This window comes from Sphingomonas sp. FUKUSWIS1, assembly GCF_000733135.1.
GTDB lineage: Bacteria > Pseudomonadota > Alphaproteobacteria > Sphingomonadales > Sphingomonadaceae > Sphingomonas > Sphingomonas aerolata.
The window spans coordinates 14,798-29,322 of sequence record NZ_JPJC01000041.1 but is presented as its reverse complement, the minus strand read 5'-3'; the positions used below and the strand labels follow the sequence as shown (position 1 = coordinate 29,322).

General features: G+C 58.2%; 16 protein-coding genes. 10 read left to right on the top strand and 6 right to left on the bottom strand.

The features are described 5' to 3' along the window. The first annotated feature begins 534 nt into the window (after window positions 1-534). From sphsw_RS18620 to sphsw_RS03615, 7 genes are all read left to right on the top strand, one after another. Window positions 535-1,026 carry a MucR family transcriptional regulator gene (locus sphsw_RS18620; protein WP_081874107.1) on the top strand — a complete coding sequence of 164 codons (492 nt, stop codon included), beginning with the start codon at window positions 535-537 and terminating at the stop codon, window positions 1,024-1,026. A 355-nt stretch (window positions 1,027-1,381) separates the two neighbouring features. Continuing rightward, on the top strand, window positions 1,382-1,966 hold the full coding sequence (locus sphsw_RS03635) for a recombinase family protein (RefSeq protein WP_031439415.1): 585 nt from the start codon (window positions 1,382-1,384) through the stop codon (window positions 1,964-1,966). Between the two features lie 274 nt (window positions 1,967-2,240). Then, window positions 2,241-2,735: a MucR family transcriptional regulator gene (locus sphsw_RS18615; protein WP_081874106.1), complete on the top strand. Its 495-nt coding sequence runs from the start codon at window positions 2,241-2,243 to the stop codon at window positions 2,733-2,735. A gap of 283 nt (window positions 2,736-3,018) precedes the next feature. Further along, on the top strand, window positions 3,019-3,639 hold the full coding sequence (locus sphsw_RS03630) for an OmpA family protein (RefSeq protein ID WP_042466503.1): 621 nt from the start codon (window positions 3,019-3,021) through the stop codon (window positions 3,637-3,639). Window positions 3,640-3,665: 26 nt separating this feature from the next. Continuing rightward, window positions 3,666-4,358 carry a CsbD family protein gene (locus sphsw_RS18235; protein ID WP_152555365.1) on the top strand — a complete coding sequence of 231 codons (693 nt, stop codon included), beginning with the start codon at window positions 3,666-3,668 and terminating at the stop codon, window positions 4,356-4,358. 116 nt (window positions 4,359-4,474) lie between these two features. Further along, window positions 4,475-5,767 (top strand): cation:proton antiporter, encoded by a 1,293-nt coding sequence (locus sphsw_RS03620; RefSeq protein ID WP_031439412.1) that lies wholly within the window; start codon window positions 4,475-4,477, stop codon window positions 5,765-5,767. Window positions 5,768-6,190: 423 nt separating this feature from the next. Further along, window positions 6,191-6,715 (top strand): DUF937 domain-containing protein, encoded by a 525-nt coding sequence (locus sphsw_RS03615; protein WP_031439411.1) that lies wholly within the window; start codon window positions 6,191-6,193, stop codon window positions 6,713-6,715. A gap of 408 nt (window positions 6,716-7,123) precedes the next feature. Here sphsw_RS03615 and sphsw_RS03610 read toward each other — a convergent pair whose 3' ends face one another. Continuing rightward, complete coding sequence (locus sphsw_RS03610) at window positions 7,124-7,534, bottom strand: DUF3597 family protein (RefSeq protein ID WP_031439410.1); 411 nt, start codon at window positions 7,532-7,534, stop codon at window positions 7,124-7,126. A 152-nt stretch (window positions 7,535-7,686) separates the two neighbouring features. On the opposite strand from sphsw_RS03610, the gene sphsw_RS03605 reads away from it, so the two are divergent. Continuing rightward, window positions 7,687-8,271 (top strand): DUF4142 domain-containing protein, encoded by a 585-nt coding sequence (locus sphsw_RS03605; protein ID WP_052380831.1) that lies wholly within the window; start codon window positions 7,687-7,689, stop codon window positions 8,269-8,271. Window positions 8,272-8,998: 727 nt separating this feature from the next. Here the strand turns inward: sphsw_RS03605 and sphsw_RS03600 are convergent. The 3 genes from sphsw_RS03600 to sphsw_RS03590 all read right to left on the bottom strand — a co-directional run bounded on the left by sphsw_RS03600 (window position 8,999) and on the right by sphsw_RS03590 (window position 10,558). Beyond that, complete coding sequence (locus sphsw_RS03600) at window positions 8,999-9,385, bottom strand: type II toxin-antitoxin system VapC family toxin (RefSeq protein ID WP_031439408.1); 387 nt, start codon at window positions 9,383-9,385, stop codon at window positions 8,999-9,001. After that, the gene (locus sphsw_RS18610; RefSeq protein WP_081874105.1) at window positions 9,382-9,675 is read right to left on the bottom strand and encodes an AbrB/MazE/SpoVT family DNA-binding domain-containing protein; all 294 of its coding nucleotides are present in this window, start codon (window positions 9,673-9,675) and stop codon (window positions 9,382-9,384) included. Before sphsw_RS18610 ends, sphsw_RS03600 begins: the two co-directional genes overlap by 4 nt. 220 nt (window positions 9,676-9,895) lie before the next feature. After that, window positions 9,896-10,558, bottom strand: coding sequence for a recombinase family protein (locus tag sphsw_RS03590; protein WP_042466501.1), 663 nt, complete (start codon window positions 10,556-10,558; stop codon window positions 9,896-9,898). Between the two features lie 269 nt (window positions 10,559-10,827). Here sphsw_RS03590 and sphsw_RS03585 point away from each other — a divergent pair, with 269 nt between their 5' ends. Further along, window positions 10,828-11,073 carry an AbrB/MazE/SpoVT family DNA-binding domain-containing protein gene (locus sphsw_RS03585; protein WP_031439405.1) on the top strand — a complete coding sequence of 82 codons (246 nt, stop codon included), beginning with the start codon at window positions 10,828-10,830 and terminating at the stop codon, window positions 11,071-11,073. Beyond that, window positions 11,070-11,474 (top strand): type II toxin-antitoxin system VapC family toxin, encoded by a 405-nt coding sequence (locus sphsw_RS03580; protein ID WP_031439404.1) that lies wholly within the window; start codon window positions 11,070-11,072, stop codon window positions 11,472-11,474. Before sphsw_RS03585 ends, sphsw_RS03580 begins: the two co-directional genes overlap by 4 nt. A 406-nt stretch (window positions 11,475-11,880) precedes the next feature. Here sphsw_RS03580 and sphsw_RS03575 read toward each other — a convergent pair whose 3' ends face one another. Both sphsw_RS03575 and sphsw_RS03570 read right to left on the bottom strand, forming a co-directional pair. Next, a complete protein-coding gene (locus sphsw_RS03575) occupies window positions 11,881-13,938 on the bottom strand; it encodes a putative bifunctional diguanylate cyclase/phosphodiesterase (protein ID WP_052380825.1) in 2,058 nt (685 codons plus the stop codon). Beyond that, window positions 13,938-14,447 carry a GAF domain-containing protein gene (locus sphsw_RS03570; protein ID WP_042466498.1) on the bottom strand — a complete coding sequence of 170 codons (510 nt, stop codon included), beginning with the start codon at window positions 14,445-14,447 and terminating at the stop codon, window positions 13,938-13,940. Before sphsw_RS03570 ends, sphsw_RS03575 begins: the two co-directional genes overlap by 1 nt. Between the last annotated feature and the right edge of the window lie 78 nt (window positions 14,448-14,525).

Below are 14,525 nucleotides of genomic sequence, written 5' to 3'. Positions count from 1 at the left end.
TATGTACATTAATGCAGACGATACACTTTGATAGTTTGTACAAATCACAAGTCGTTAAGGGCCAGCTATTTCATTATAGGTCTATAGACATTTCAGGAGAAGTGGGTATGTCGTCTTTTTACATGAGCAGAACCAGATTTCTCAATGGCTTAAGGAAGAAGGGATTGCGAGAGCTGCATCGACCAAAATCATAGATCCCATTGAGCGAGATCGATACCATATTCGTGCAGAGCATTATGCTGACTACGCTTGGAGTCTCGCAGAGGCGAATGATCACGTATTTATTCCTTCGGAAATCTGGCATTAAAATTCACACAGGGCGGTGAAAATTGCAGCATAAGACGGGGTCCAGCTCACGTGAGCTTGACGTTGTATGGCCTTGGTGCGGCTAAGTGGTAAAAGGACTTAGCTGTTGTATATCCTTGGCATCGCAGCGTTATTCAAGGAGGGCCTTGATTGATTACGCGTTTAGTACCGAAGTAGTTTTTCGTCGTAAATAATTTTCCTAAATGGCAAACCTTAGTGGATCATAGAATGACTGATGAAAATATCCAGCTGAACGCTGTCGAGCTTGCCATCGAATTGACAATTGCGTGGCTGTCTAATTCTAATACCCGAACATCCGCCGATGAGGTTCCAGCGTTTCTCGCCCGGATGCATTCGAGCGTTCAGTCTCTGATGAGCAGCGCTGAAGAAACAGACGGTCCTGCTGCTGGCGCGCAGGATTACTCACCCGCAGTTTCGACGCGAAAGTCTTTGGCGAACCCCGACTTTATCGTAAGCATGGTTAATGGAAAGGCGTATAAAACTCTACGTCGCCACCTTTCAAAGCATGGCATGACGCCAGAGGAATATCGCCTGCGGTATAACCTGAAGAACGATTATCCTATGGTTGCTCCGACCTATTCTGAAGTGCGCCGTGCGATGGCCCACAGGATTGGCCTGGGCAGCGTCCGCAAGGGCGATGGCACGTCACCGAAGGCTCCGGCAAGACCGAAAAAGCCAAAAGCGGTACCCTCCGAGTGAGTCTGAGCTGGCCTCCTCATAGGGGCCAGGTTTTGTCGCGCAGTACAACCAAGACACTTAACGTATGATTCCCGTTTGGCCTCCCCATCGTTAACCTGGAGCATGGCTTGCACGATTTAGCAGGATACTATCCATCCGAGAGTTCGAGTTACCTACTTTAACGTTTGTGTATGCAGGAAATCGGCCCAGCCGCTGTTGACCGATTGGTGCAGCTACGCCCTATCGAAAAACACATGATTTACGACATCCCCGGTTTTTGCATTCGCTGAATCATGCCGCCTTCGGCCATAACGTTCGACAAACCCTGTCGCTTTGATAGAGTGTTCGAGAACGTGCTTTCGGGGGTTTGTCGTACATGCTGCGTGGATATATGCGGGTCTCGTCGGCCGATGACCGCCAAACGGTCGATCTTCAGCGGGACGCGCTAGTCGCAGCCGGCGTCGATCATCGTCATCTCCATACCGACAAGGCATCCGGCGCACGTGACGATCGGCCAGGACTGAAAGCCTGCCTCGATTATCTGAACCAGGGCGACACGCTGATAGTATGGAAGCTCGACCGGCTTGGACGGTCGCTGCCGCACCTACTGGCGATCGTTACAGATCTGAAGACGCGCGGTATCGCTTTCCGCTCGCTAACCGAGCAGATGGATACGACCACGCCGCACGGCGAATTGCTCTTCTCCTTTTTCGGCGCACTCGCACAGTATGAGCGCGCACTGACGCGCGAGCGCGTAATGGACGGGCTTGCTGCAGCGAAGCGTCGCGGACGCAAGGGTGGCCGCCCGCCGATGATCGATACCGAAACCCTCGAACGGATTACAGCCGCGCTGGATGGTGGGGCCAGCAAGGCATCTGTCTGCCGAACCTTCAAGGTACCGCGCTCAACGCTAATCGGCACGCTGGGCCGGATCGGCTGGACCGCACCTGCGAAGACCTAACTCGGCCGCATCAAGCAGTCTGTCCGAAAAACACACGGCTATCGATAATAGGCTCTGCAGGGTCGCTCATCCTGAGTGATATGCCGCAATCATGGCGCTAAACGAGGGGCAACTCGTGCCTCATTATATGTGGTGCGTCCCAGGATGGACCATTGATCGGCAATTTCGTGAGCTTTCGGCAAACGGATCGCTTCCTCGTTAAATATCTGTTTATCTTGAACATCGGAGCGATTGAACCTAATTGCATGCCCCCCCCAAAGATACCGAGATTATAATGAACGATGACATTAACGCGGTCGAGTTGGCCGCTGAACTGACCGCTGCGTGGTTGGCCAATCCTAACACCCGCACGAATGCCGAGGATGTGCCTGAGTTTTTGCGGTCAATGCATGCCGCTGTCGATCAACTGTCAGGCACAGCTACTTCAGCAGCCCCGGAAGAAGCTGCTCAATCTTATGAACCTGCTGTCACGGTGCGTAAGTCGCTGGCGTCGCCCGACCACATCATTTCGATGATCGACGGCAAGTCATACAAGACGTTACGCCGCCATCTGTCGAGCAATAGCCTTACGCCCGAGGAATACCGAGCACGCTACAACCTGAAGGCCGATTATCCCATGGTCGCACCATCGTACTCGGAAGCACGGCGGACCATGGCAAAGTCGATCGGTTTGGGGCGTAAACCCGGTCAGACAGCCGAAAAGGCTACTGATGATTCTACTAAGGCTCCCCGCAAACCTCGCGCAACCAAGGTAACCGAGGAGGCATAAACGAAAGCGGGGAGGCGAGCCCTCCCCGTTTCCGTTCGTCTTCGCCAAGTTTCGGACGTCTCGTCTGTCGCGACTTTTGCGACACCGGCGCGCTTGCATCATGCCGCTCTTAGACCTGCCCCATTCCGAGAAACGATAGTCATCGGGACCACGATCGACCTTCCGATAATCGTATAAACCTGGAGCAATGGTCTGGATGGATCAGGAACCTAATGCCCCGCATCAGTCGTTACGCTCCAGTATCAAATGTCGCGCTACGATGGCGCGATGATAGGGGAACGTAATGGCCGATCCACACAACAAGGACGGGGCTCCTCCGCGCTCAATTCATATCGAGAAGAAAAAAGTTAACTGGCTTGCTTGGATTGCGCTTGCCGCAGGTGTTTTGGCGCTGCTGTTTACACTCAGCCGTTGTGGGCATGACGAGACAGTCGCAGTTGTACCGACATCCAGTTCGTCGCCGACCGAAGTCGTTGCAACGACCCCAGGTGCGTCGTCGGCTACAGCGCTTTCGGGCACCTCAGGCCTTGGTGGTTACCTCAGTGGTACACAAGCTGCGCCGCGGACATTCCAGTTCGAACAACTGACTTTTGATACGGCTAAGAGCACGTTGCGTGCCGGCGACGCACAGGAAGTGGCGACCATTGCTACTGTCCTCAAGCAGTATGCAAACACACGCGTCCGCATCGCAGGCTATGCCGACGCTCGGGGGCCGGCAGCTGCTAACGTTGCTCTTGGCAAGGCGCGCGCCGACGCGGTCAAAGCGGCCTTGGTTGCGCAGGGTATCGATGCCGCTCGCATCGAAACCGTGTCTGGCGGTGAGACCGATCCGGTAGACACCAACGCTACGACCGCCGGTCAGGCTGAGAATCGTCGCACCGAGCTGGTCGTAACCTCGCGCTAATGCACTGACATATCTGGAGATCACTTATGACCCGTACCATCACCGCCTTTTTTGATGACCGTATTGACGCTGAAGCGGCTCAAGAACGGCTGAAGCAATCACGCGTGGATGCCGATCACATCCGCATCCATGACAAGACCAGCGACGGCTACAATGAAACCACGCGCTCGACGCACGAGGATCGCGGCATTTGGGCGTCGATCAAGAATGCATTTCTGCCTGACCATGACCGCCACACATACGAAGAGGGCGTGCGTCGTGGCGGCTTCCTTCTAACCGCAGATGTCGATGACGATGCCGTTGGTGAGGCCGTCAGCGTCCTGGAAGAAGCAAACACGGTCGATATCGATGAACGTGCCCAATCCTGGCGTTCGTCGGGTTGGGATTACGAGCCAGCCGAGGCAGCGGCGACCGCTGCCAGCTATGGTCTCGATGCTTCGCCGGATCGGGCATTTGCAACGTCTGGCGACGATGTACCACCTGCTAACACGTCATCGATCTACGGACGTCGAGATCTAGACCGTGGTTCGTCGCGGGTACGCTCGTACGGCAACGACCATAGCATTGGTAGCAAGGCGAAGGGCATGGCTGACGAGGCGCTTGGTAACGTCAAGCAGGCAACCGGCAGCGTGTTTGGAAACGAGAGCCTGAAACACGACGGTATCGAGCAGGAACGTCGTGGTGAGAGTGAGCAGGGCAAGGGCCCAGACCGCTCATAGACTAAAATGATGATGAGCGATGGCAGTGCCATCGCTCATCATCTCCTAGTCTATTAGCGATTAAGAATGCGCGGCGTCTTGCGGCACAGTTTCATTCCCCACCGGAAAGACCCGTCATGATCGCCGCTTCCGGGTTCCCCGACCCATATATCCTCATTCTCACCGGCTTTGGCCTGCTTACCGCGCTGGTTGTCTGGTTACCGCTGGCGCTTCGTAAGCTACCGCTATCGTTGCCGATCGTCTGTATCGCGCTAGGCGCTGCGCTGTTCTCGTTGCCGCAGGTCACGCTCAGGCCGCTGCCGCTTCTTTACCCCGAGATCACTGAACGCTTCACCGAGTTTGTCGTGATCATCGCGCTGATGGGGGCTGGCCTGAAGATTGACCGGGTGTTCAGGTGGCGGGACTGGGCGGTGACCTGGCGACTGTTAGCGATCACGATGCCGCTGGGGATTCTTGCTATCACGGCGGTGACGGCATGGGGAATGGGACTGCCATGGGCGATCGCTCTGCTGCTTGCTGCCAGCCTGGCCCCCACGGATCCTGTCCTGGCAGCCGATATTCAGGTCGGGCCACCCAAGAGCGAGGACGAGGACGAGGTACGGTTCGGACTCACCTCTGAAGCCGGCCTCAATGATGGCTTCGCATTTCCGTTCGTCCATCTTGCCATCATGCTGGCAGCCGCAACCGCAGCCGGGAACAGCAAGCCGTGGCTGGGTGAGTGGCTGACTTACCGCGTCTTATGGGAAATCGGCGCCGGCGTCGGCGCCGGGTGGCTGATCGGTCGGGCCTTTGGCTGGCTGACCTTCCACGTTCCAGCACAAACCAAGCTTGCGCAGACCGGTGACGGCCTGATCGCGCTGGCTGCGACCTGCATCTCCTACGGCTTTACCGAGATCATCCACTGTTACGGCTTCCTCGCCGTGTTCGTGACTGCTTTGACGTTTCGAGGGACGCACCGGACCCACGACTTTCATCACGACATGCACGACGTCACCGAGCAGATCGAACGGCTGGCAATGATGGTCTTGCTGTTGCTGTTTGGCGGTGCGCTGGTCAGCGGGCTCCTGAATTCGGTATCGTTGACGGATGCGTTGATCGCGCTCGTGATCCTGCTGGTCATCCGTCCAATTACTGGCCTGGTCGGCCTGGCCGGCCACCGGGCTGACCGCTCGGAAAAGCTGACGCTGGCCTTCTTCGGTATCCGCGGCGTCGGATCGATCTATTATCTCGCCTATGGTCTGAACCACATCCACGTCGATGCGGCCGAACGTCTGTGGGGCCTCCTCGGACTGGTCGTGCTGTTTTCGATCGTTCTGCACGGCCTCACCGTGACGCCAATCATGCGTTTGCTCGATCAGCAACATGGGCGAGATCCAGACAAGGATGCGCCCCCCGCCGTGGGGGCTTGAGGCAGCTTTGGATCAGGGATCGTATCAACATTGGTGTGCAGCGTGAGAACGGCGATCGCATGCCAGATGCAAGAGACGCGTAAAGGGACAAGGCATGACCGAGACGAACAAGGGGAACGCGAGAGGGCACGACGCTGGCAGTCCTGGGCTATCCCTGCAAAAGGCTGGAAAGACATTGCTCTGCGAGCATGGAAGGAAGCAGGCCAGGATAACATCAGCCTTGTAGCCTCCGGCGTGGCTTTCTGCGGCGTGCTCGCCATGGTGCCTATGCTGGGCGCCGTAGTGCTGAGCTACGCCCGAACTTCCTGACTAATATTGCGCAGACAGCGCATGCCTGCCGATCCAAAGTCCTAGCTCGATCGAAGGTTACCGGACCTATAGGTTCCAGCATCTGTTGGTACCTGTCACAACAAGGAAGCCGACATGAATCTCAATGACCTGCTGCCTGATGGTGGCATCGATGCACTCGCCGCCCAGCTAGGCATACCGCGTGACCAAGCCCAGCGCGGCGCAGAAGCGCTGCTGCCGTCGGTTCTGGGCGGCATGGGAAATAACACGACGCAGTTAGACGCCCATGTGAACACGCTTGGCGGCGCAGACCTTGCTTCGAACGTGTTGGGCAACCAGCCGACGCAAATCGACCACGGTAATCAGATCCTCGGCGGTATCTTCGGATCGAAGGACGGCAGTCGTGAGGTCGCCGACAACGCGGCGCAAAGCAGCGGCCTGGCACCCGAGCTTCTGAAGCAGATGCTGCCGATCCTGGTCATGCTGGTGGCCGGCCATCTGACAGGGCGCTCGGCCGGGCAGCAAGGTGGCCTTGGTGGGATCCTGGGATCTGTACTCGGTAGCCTGGGTGGCGCCGGAGTTGCAGGCGCTGCGCCTGGGGGCGGTCTTGGCGGCGGACTGGGGGGCATTCTTGGTTCGGTATTTGGCGAACGGCGATAGAGCCGTCCGGACATAAGACCGTCCTGCTGATCAAACCAGTGGTCTTGAGAGCAAGAAACATCCCGTCGCCACGTGGCTACAGCACGGCGATAACATCGACGGCATAACTGGGGAGCGCATGTGATGCGGAGACGAGGAAACAAGCGAGCCGGTCCTGTGGCAATTGCCATCTTCGTGATGATCGTGGCACTCGTAGTCACGATCTGCTGGCTCGCCGCGCGTGGCTTTCACAAAGAGCCGAATAGACCACTGCGTGGTAGTCAGACGCTGCCAGCTCAGGCAGCGCAGGGGACGGTAGCAGTAGCGCCTCCGAACGCTAGTCCAGCTCGCTAAATTGAGGACGGTTAAGCCAGCAGTCCAAGGCCGAAGGGGACTGCAAAGGGTGCGGTCCCCTTCGGATTGGGCGCGTTAGTTGCGCAGGCTGTCTGGAACGATACCGCCGTTATCGGAAAGCTTCTGCATCACTGCCTTGTGAAGGGCGATGTTCTGCTCAGCTGAGCCGTCGGCGGCTGCATGGACGTTGAGTTCGCTGGCAAGCTCCTTGCGAGCCGTCAGACTGGAATCCAGGTCCAGCAGCTTTAGAAGATCGACGATCGAGCTCTGGTAGTTGCCGCCGCCATTTTTCATCGATGCCATCTCGCTAAGGACCGCACCGACGTCGACGGACTGCTGAGGCGCCGTTGGGGCGGGCTGAGCGGCAACGGCTGGGGCGGCCTGTGGTGAGGCCTGCGGCGCAGTGGCAGGAGCCGGAGTCGGCGCTGCGGCTGGCGCGGACTTGTGGTGAAAAACCTTGTTCATGATCGTGCTGAAGATGCTCATAACCGTGTCCCAATAAGCCGGCAGCTGTGCCGGCAGACATCCAGAACGAACGCGCCTTATGATCGGTCCGGAGCTCGTTGTTGGGGCGGAACGGTCCCCTCAACGCACGCGTTGAACGCAAGACAGTAAGTTGCGAGCAGATGGAGAGTATGATGAATTTCAAAACCCTGGCACTGGTATCGGCAGCGGCCCTGTCATTGGCCGCTTGCGGCAAGAAGGCCAACGATACGACCGTCGTTGATAACAGCACCTACGCCAACACGACCGCTACGGACGTGAATGCAGCCGGTTCCAATGACGCCATGGCAGCACCCGCCTCAGGTGGGCAGGCTTTCGTCAACGTGGCAGCTGCGAGCGATGCGTTCGAGATCGAGACCTCGAAGCTGGCCATGACCAACGGCGCATCTGCTGCGGTAAAGAAGTTCGCTGGCCAGATGATCACCGCACATGAGGGATCGACTGCAAAGCTGAATGCCCTAACCGCGACGCTGTCACCAGCTCTGACGCCTGACCTGGCGCTGAATGCCGAGCAGCAGCAGAAGCTTGCCGATCTGAAGACCAAGCAGGGCACTGATTTCGACACCGCATACGTGGCTGCCCAGGTCGCCGGGCATCAGGAGACGCTCGATACGCTCAAGGGATATGCTGCGACCGGCGACGTGCCGCAGTTGAAGACGTTCGCAGCGGGCTTGGCACCGACGGTTGCAGCGCATCTCAATATGGCAAAAGCTCTTTAGTCCTAAGGTTGGGTCTTAGGCGATGATGTATGAAGCCAAGAGGTGCACGTATTGTACCTCTTGGCTTTGCATAACGAGGGGCCACACGACCTCAATCTGCAATGGCATCCTCGCGCAGAGGAATGGTCTGGCGGCCGGACATTCTGGAGCGCAAGCTGAGCTAGTCCGGGATGGTAAACCTGCGCTACAAGAGCTGTTGGAAGCGCCAGTGGCTTGATCGCTTCCTTGACTGGCTTGGCGAAGAGCTACCCTATTGCGGCGTGCGCTAGGTGTTCTGAACCGTGGCGATCGGATCTATTTGGCAGCCCTAAGCTGCCCCTCATCGACATCGGCCCTTTCTTCCGCATCGACGCCGCGTTCAAGTCTGGCCTCATCTGCGGCGAGTACCGCCGCATTTTAATTAGTGATGCCAAACCTCGCCGCGACGTCGGGGCGAAGCGCAGCAGGTCTGGTCGAGCCGCAGGAGGCCAGCTGCTCGGTCCAGCGCATCCGTCGTTTCAAAGCGACAAGTTCATTCATTGCGCTGTGGGGGACGATCTTTATCGCTTGCCGTCATCGCCCGTCTTTGTCGCTGATCTCCTAAATTCTGCAACAGTTGAAGCAACCGCCGGCTTTCAGATGTTCGATCGTCGCATAACTCCGTTGCAAAACGAACCAGTTCCGAGACACATTTGCGACGCTTAGTTTGGGGATAAATGCTGGGGGCACGGCGGGGCAGGATAGGCGGCTAGCGGATATGCTCCACCTTAAGCCCTTTGACCTTTACCTTTTTCCACTCCCGGTCCGCGGTAAGCGCGGGAACACTAAGCTGCATCGCGAGCGCTAGACAGGAACGATCGCCGAGGCCGCGCCCAAACTCCTTCGTCTGAGTGTGCAGGCCAGCGGCCGCGTACGCTGCCTCCATGTCGTGGGAACGTACATCGAGACGAAGCTCGTCTAGGATCTCGCGGATGGTGGCCGCGTCCAAACCGCTAAGCAGGAGCTCCTTGACGACCTCCTGTAGATTCACGGCCGAGATCGCTGCTCGTCCGACGTGCGGTGTGACCTTGTCAGCGCCTGGCTCATCTCGAACCAGCGCCAACACCGCAGATGCATCCATTACAACAGATGTCATGCTGGATTTCCCTGCGGGTCCGAATGGGAAGGCTCGCCTGCCTCCGCGACGGCCTCTGCCTTACGATCAGACAGAAAGTCGTCGACTGTTCGGGTCTGCTTGGCATGCTCTCGATAAAGCGCCTGAGCTCGAGAAACCCCGTGGCCAATCGGCGACAGGCGGACCTCATCGTCCTCAACCGTCAAGATGACCTTCGCATCACCATGCAGGCCCATCGCTTTGCGAACCGATGCGGGCAGAACCATCCGACCGTTACTGGCTACTTTAACGTCTATGGACTGCGTGGCCATGGCAGCGAGTCTCCTTAATGCCTCTATGGAGTCTATGCCACTTCAGGCAGTATGACACAACTCCACCTGTGGCCTAAGGCCGCCCCTATCACGTCAGGTATGTCATTCTGGGTATACCCTGAGTGGGCATGGGCTTTGGTACACGAAACCCGTTCAATCAGGGTCGGCAGCAGCTAAAATGAACACCTCATTATGAGGGTCTAGAGGCTGCCTGAACACATTAGCGATGCGCGACTGACTCAGCCGCGCGGATCGCTGCGTCAGCCTCTGCCTGTAGACGGCGATCACGAGCAATCTTGGCGAGCAGCGTTCGACTGCACCCAGTCGCATCCATTATATCGCGCCAGCTTCGGCCATCGCGGAGAAGGCTCGAGATCGCCGCGTTGCGGGTCTTGTTCTCGGGGCGTCCCTTATAAAGGCCCGCTGCCTTGGCTTTCGCAGTGCCTTCGGCCTGTCGACGACGACGATCCTCATAGTCCTTGCGGGCAACCGCGGCGAGTACGTCCAGCATCATGGCGTTGACCGCTGCGAACATCCGGCCGGTGAACTCATCGGTCGGTGCCGTCAGGATCCAGGACGTCGGCAGGTCGAGCGCGACGATCCGGACCTGCTTCGTGTCGAGCAGATTGCGCAGCTTGATCCAGTCCGGTGAGGTGAGGCGAGAAAGCCGATCAACCTGCTCGACCAGGAGCACGTCTCCCGGCTCGCAATCCGATAGCAGGCGGAACAGCTCGGGCCGGTGAAGCTTGGCACCACTTTCGTTTTCAACATAGCGGGCCGCAATCCTAAGCCCGTGCTCCGTCGCAAACACGTCGAGGGCGCTCTTGGCGCGCGCGGCATCCTGTTCGGAGGTAGATGCGCGAAGATAGGCTCGGATGAACATGCCGCAGTCTGCTATATGTGGTACTTATTAGTCCAGTCCTTTTTACGCATTCAGGACGGTGATAAAGTACCAGCGATTGGGGGGTCTGCGAAAGGCATACGTCAAAGGCACCGGAGATTATGCGTTTCGGGCAACTTCGAGTCGGAGAACCATAGTCCTACCGATGTGGCACGCACGAGGCATTTTAGCATACAGTGAGGACGGTTGTTGCCAGGCCAGTAAATGCCTAAAAGACGATAATGATGCTGGTCGAAGGTGCAGAGGCCGTTATGACGCTACAGATCAACATAACGCCAAATGGGCGCATGAGCCTGCCTGTTGACGTTCGCAAGCGGTTGGGCCTGACGAATGGCGGTGCAGTATATCTCGACGAAACCGAAGATGGCGTTGTTCTGCGAACCGCCAGCCAAGCGGTGGCAAGGGCGCAGGCGCTGGCCGCGCAATATACCGGCGGTAATCCCGACGCCTCGGTGGACGCATTCCTACAACGGCGTCGTGAGGACAGCGGCGAATGAGCGTGGTTTTCGACGCCTCGGCTCTCATCGCGATGATCAAGGGTGAAAAGGGGTCCGCCAAGGTTGCAGCCGGTATCGCCGGTATCGCCGGTATCGCCGGTGCGCGAGTGAGCAGCGTGAACTACGCCGAGGTAGTGACCCACTTCATACATGCCGGAATGCCCGAGCGACAAGTGGACGCCATGCTCGATCCGCTGCCACTGACCGTAGTGCCGGCCGACAAGGCCTTGGCGCAAATCGCCGGGCGACTGCGCGCCGCGACGGCCGAGGCGGGCCTTAGCCTTGGAGATCGCTTTTGTCTGGCTCTAGCCCGACGGGACGGGTTGCCTGCTTGGACCAGTGACCAGAATTGGAAGAAGATCGCGGATGCGGTCGAGGTCAAGGTCATGACGATCCGCTAGAACTTGGCGGAAAGGGCAGGGGGCAACCACCTGTCGCTCCTCTGAACGCGGAACGTCTGCATTCTGGTGGAAAACCGCCTGTCCGCTGTTGGACGGCGTTCCGGCAAAAGCTGCCGGGCGACTTCCGACCCACTTCCGGCCGTTCGGTAGATCGGCTGGGCATTCCAAAACCGGCCGTTTTCTCAACTCGCAGCAGTCCCGGTTCTCCATCTCCGACGGACCGTTTCGGGAAAACGCAATCGGGAACACGTTTCCGGGAATCGGCTCAACCCGGAGGCATCGAGAGACCGTGCGTACCCTGGCTGTTCCTTGCTTTGCGGGAAAATCCTGTGCTTTGGTCCCCGCTCCAACCCGGGCAGTGGATTAGGACTGCCAGTCACGATAGTCACTCACGAAACACGGGTTTCTATGCGACGAGACTGACTTCTGGACCCTGGAAATTTGCACGTTTGACCACCAAGCGCACCTGATTCGGGTCGACGAGATCACGTGATGGTCGACCGATCAGATACCCCTGAATTGCCGAACATCCCTCGCGTGCTGCGATCCGCAGTTGTCCGGGTTCCTCGATCCCTTCCGCAAGCACAGGGATATGCAACGTCGTGCCCAACGCCACAATCGAGCGCAGAAGCGCGACGGCCTGTTCGTCCCGTTCAATCTCGTCGACGAAAGACTTGTCGAGCTTGATCCTGTCGAACGAAAATGACCGCAGCACGTCGAGCGAGGAGTAGCCGACGCCAAAGTCGTCTAGGGCCAATCCGATACCCATCGCTTTGAGTTCACGCAACTGATCGAGCGCGTAACGACGGTCGCGGATGATCGCGCTTTCAGTCAATTCCAGTGCCAGCCGTTCCGCTGGCAGGCCGCTATCATCGAGCGCGCGGCGAACGGTTCCGACCAACCCAGGATCGGACAGGTGCAATGGCGACAGGTTGACCGCGATCACGTGCCGGTTCGGCCAAAGCGCGGCCTCGAAGCAGGCCTGGGCGATGATCCAGTTGCTGAGCGGGATGATCGCGCCGATTTCCTCAGCGAGCGGGATGAAAATTACAGGAGAAATCAGTCCGCGGGACGGATGCCGCCATCGCACCAGCACCTCGTAGCCGCTGATCTCCCCAGTCGTGACCGAAGCCTGCACCTGATAGTGCAGCTCAAAGTCACCCTTGGCGACGGCGTCGCGAAGCTCGTTGGCCAATTCGCGCCGATCCCGCGCGACTTCATCCATAGTAGGGTCGTAAAAGCATGGGGTAGCCGAATGCGCGCCTTTGGCGCGGTACATCGCGAGGTCGGCTCGGGCGAGGAGCGTGTCGGCGTCGGTGCCATCCTGCGGTGCCAAGGCGATACCGATGTTGGCACCGACTGAGGCGGAAAATCTCTCAAAGGTGAATGGTTCGGCAAAGACCTTGCCGACACGTTCCAGAAAGCTGTCGACCTCGGCCCGCTCCGTATAGGAAACGAGCGCTGCGAACTCGTCGCCGCCAAGCCTTGCAATGCATTCGCCAGGAAGAAGCGCATCGCTCATGCGTGCGGCAAGCGCCATCAGGAGCTGATCCCCGGCTTGGTGACCGTAGGTGTCGTTGACGTTCTTGAAGCGCGACAGATCGAGCATGACGACCGCAAGGTGGGGTGTTCCACCCTTTCGCTCCCGCCGGATCGCCAGTTCTTCGTTGAAGCACAAACGGTTTGGCAGGTCGGTCAGGCCATCATGAAGCGCCATGCGCCGCATCCGCCGATAGGCTTCGCTCTGCGTTTCGCCATCGATAAGCGCGCTGACCGCAGCGCAGCCGATGAACAGCAGCCCGGCACAGGCCGTGCCGAGGGCTAGCTGGATCATTGTGGCATCGGAGAGCCCAAGTTCCGGTCTCAGAACCAGAACGCTGATCCTCATCGCCGCCATGCCGGTGAAGTGCAGCGTCGCGACCGCAAGCCCGAGCAGCAATCCTCCGATGACACGGCGGGCGGTGCGGTTGCTGCGGAAAACGTGAAAGGCTGCGGCAGAGAGCGCCGACGACAACAGGACAGATGCAGCCACATAGGACCATCGCCACTCGACGATACCATCGATCCGGTAAGCCATCATGCCAACATAGTGCATGGTGGAAACGGCGACACCGACGATAGCACCACCGATGAGCACGAACGAACGCGAGCGTCGTGCCGCTAAGGCCAATCCCGGTGCGGCAAGCAGGATTGCAATACCAAGCGAACCGAGAGTGAGGACCGGATCAAGCCTGACCGGCACGCCAGCCTGAAACCCCATCATCGCGACGAAATGCGTGCACCAGACCATCGTGCCTGTACCCACCGAGCACAGTGCGATCCATCCGGTCCTGCTTTTCCCGCGTGATGCGAGAATACGTCCGAAGAGCTGTACGGTTGCGGCAGAGCCGATCAGGGCGACAACGATCGCTACCGCCACGAGGCGGAGATCATGCTCTTGCACGATGCAACTGACCACTTCCATCACGCGGCCAGACTACCCTTGATATGAGCATTCCGTTCGAGTGCCTGAGTCGCCTGTCGCGCCAAACCGGTCAAATACGCTTTCTGATCCCGGGAAGCGGGTTCGCGCTGTTGTGTGTCCAGCACGCACAAAGCTCCAATGTCGGTACCATCCATGAGCGTCAGGGGTGCTCCGATATAGTAGCGGATGTGGGGCTCACCGGTGACAATCAGCAGTTTGACAAATAGCGGATCGGCGCGCGCGTCACAGACTTCAAGCAGTTCCCTACGATCAACGGCATGCGTGCAAAATCCGTCTTCACGAGGCGCGCATTGCATATCAAGGCCGGTCGAGGCCTTTACCCACAAGGTGTCGTCGTGGAGAAGCGTCAGAAGCGAGATCGGCGCATCAAAGGCACTGGCTGCCTTGTGGACGAAGCTGTCAAAGCTTGGCTCGGCAAGATTGTCCAGGGCACCAGTCCTTTGGACGGCTCGTGACCGATTACGCTCCCGTAACATTTTCCAGAACATCGATACCCACCACGTAACTTTGGATTTTCCTTCATATTTTGAAATAGCTTACGAAAGGTTTGCACCGTTGCGGACTGT

Excerpts from the sequence above, each read along its gene's own strand:
- sphsw_RS18620 (WP_081874107.1), top strand. The coding sequence starts at position 535 with ATGACTGATGAAAATATCCAGCTGAACGCTGTCGAGCTTGCCATCGAA.
- sphsw_RS03635 (WP_031439415.1), top strand. The coding sequence starts at position 1,382 with ATGCTGCGTGGATATATGCGGGTCTCGTCGGCCGATGACCGCCAAACG.
- sphsw_RS18615 (WP_081874106.1), top strand. The coding sequence starts at position 2,241 with ATGAACGATGACATTAACGCGGTCGAGTTGGCCGCTGAACTGACCGCT.
- sphsw_RS03630 (WP_042466503.1), top strand. The coding sequence starts at position 3,019 with ATGGCCGATCCACACAACAAGGACGGGGCTCCTCCGCGCTCAATTCAT.
- sphsw_RS18235 (WP_152555365.1), top strand. The coding sequence starts at position 3,666 with ATGACCCGTACCATCACCGCCTTTTTTGATGACCGTATTGACGCTGAA.
- sphsw_RS03620 (WP_031439412.1), top strand. The coding sequence starts at position 4,475 with ATGATCGCCGCTTCCGGGTTCCCCGACCCATATATCCTCATTCTCACC.
- sphsw_RS03615 (WP_031439411.1), top strand. The coding sequence starts at position 6,191 with ATGAATCTCAATGACCTGCTGCCTGATGGTGGCATCGATGCACTCGCC.
- sphsw_RS03610 (WP_031439410.1), bottom strand. The coding sequence starts at position 7,534 with ATGAGCATCTTCAGCACGATCATGAACAAGGTTTTTCACCACAAGTCC.
- sphsw_RS03605 (WP_052380831.1), top strand. The coding sequence starts at position 7,687 with ATGAATTTCAAAACCCTGGCACTGGTATCGGCAGCGGCCCTGTCATTG.
- sphsw_RS03600 (WP_031439408.1), bottom strand. The coding sequence starts at position 9,385 with ATGACATCTGTTGTAATGGATGCATCTGCGGTGTTGGCGCTGGTTCGA.
- sphsw_RS18610 (WP_081874105.1), bottom strand. The coding sequence starts at position 9,675 with ATGGCCACGCAGTCCATAGACGTTAAAGTAGCCAGTAACGGTCGGATG.
- sphsw_RS03590 (WP_042466501.1), bottom strand. The coding sequence starts at position 10,558 with ATGTTCATCCGAGCCTATCTTCGCGCATCTACCTCCGAACAGGATGCC.
- sphsw_RS03585 (WP_031439405.1), top strand. The coding sequence starts at position 10,828 with ATGACGCTACAGATCAACATAACGCCAAATGGGCGCATGAGCCTGCCT.
- sphsw_RS03580 (WP_031439404.1), top strand. The coding sequence starts at position 11,070 with ATGAGCGTGGTTTTCGACGCCTCGGCTCTCATCGCGATGATCAAGGGT.
- sphsw_RS03575 (WP_052380825.1), bottom strand. The coding sequence starts at position 13,938 with ATGGAAGTGGTCAGTTGCATCGTGCAAGAGCATGATCTCCGCCTCGTG.
- sphsw_RS03570 (WP_042466498.1), bottom strand. The coding sequence starts at position 14,447 with ATGTTCTGGAAAATGTTACGGGAGCGTAATCGGTCACGAGCCGTCCAA.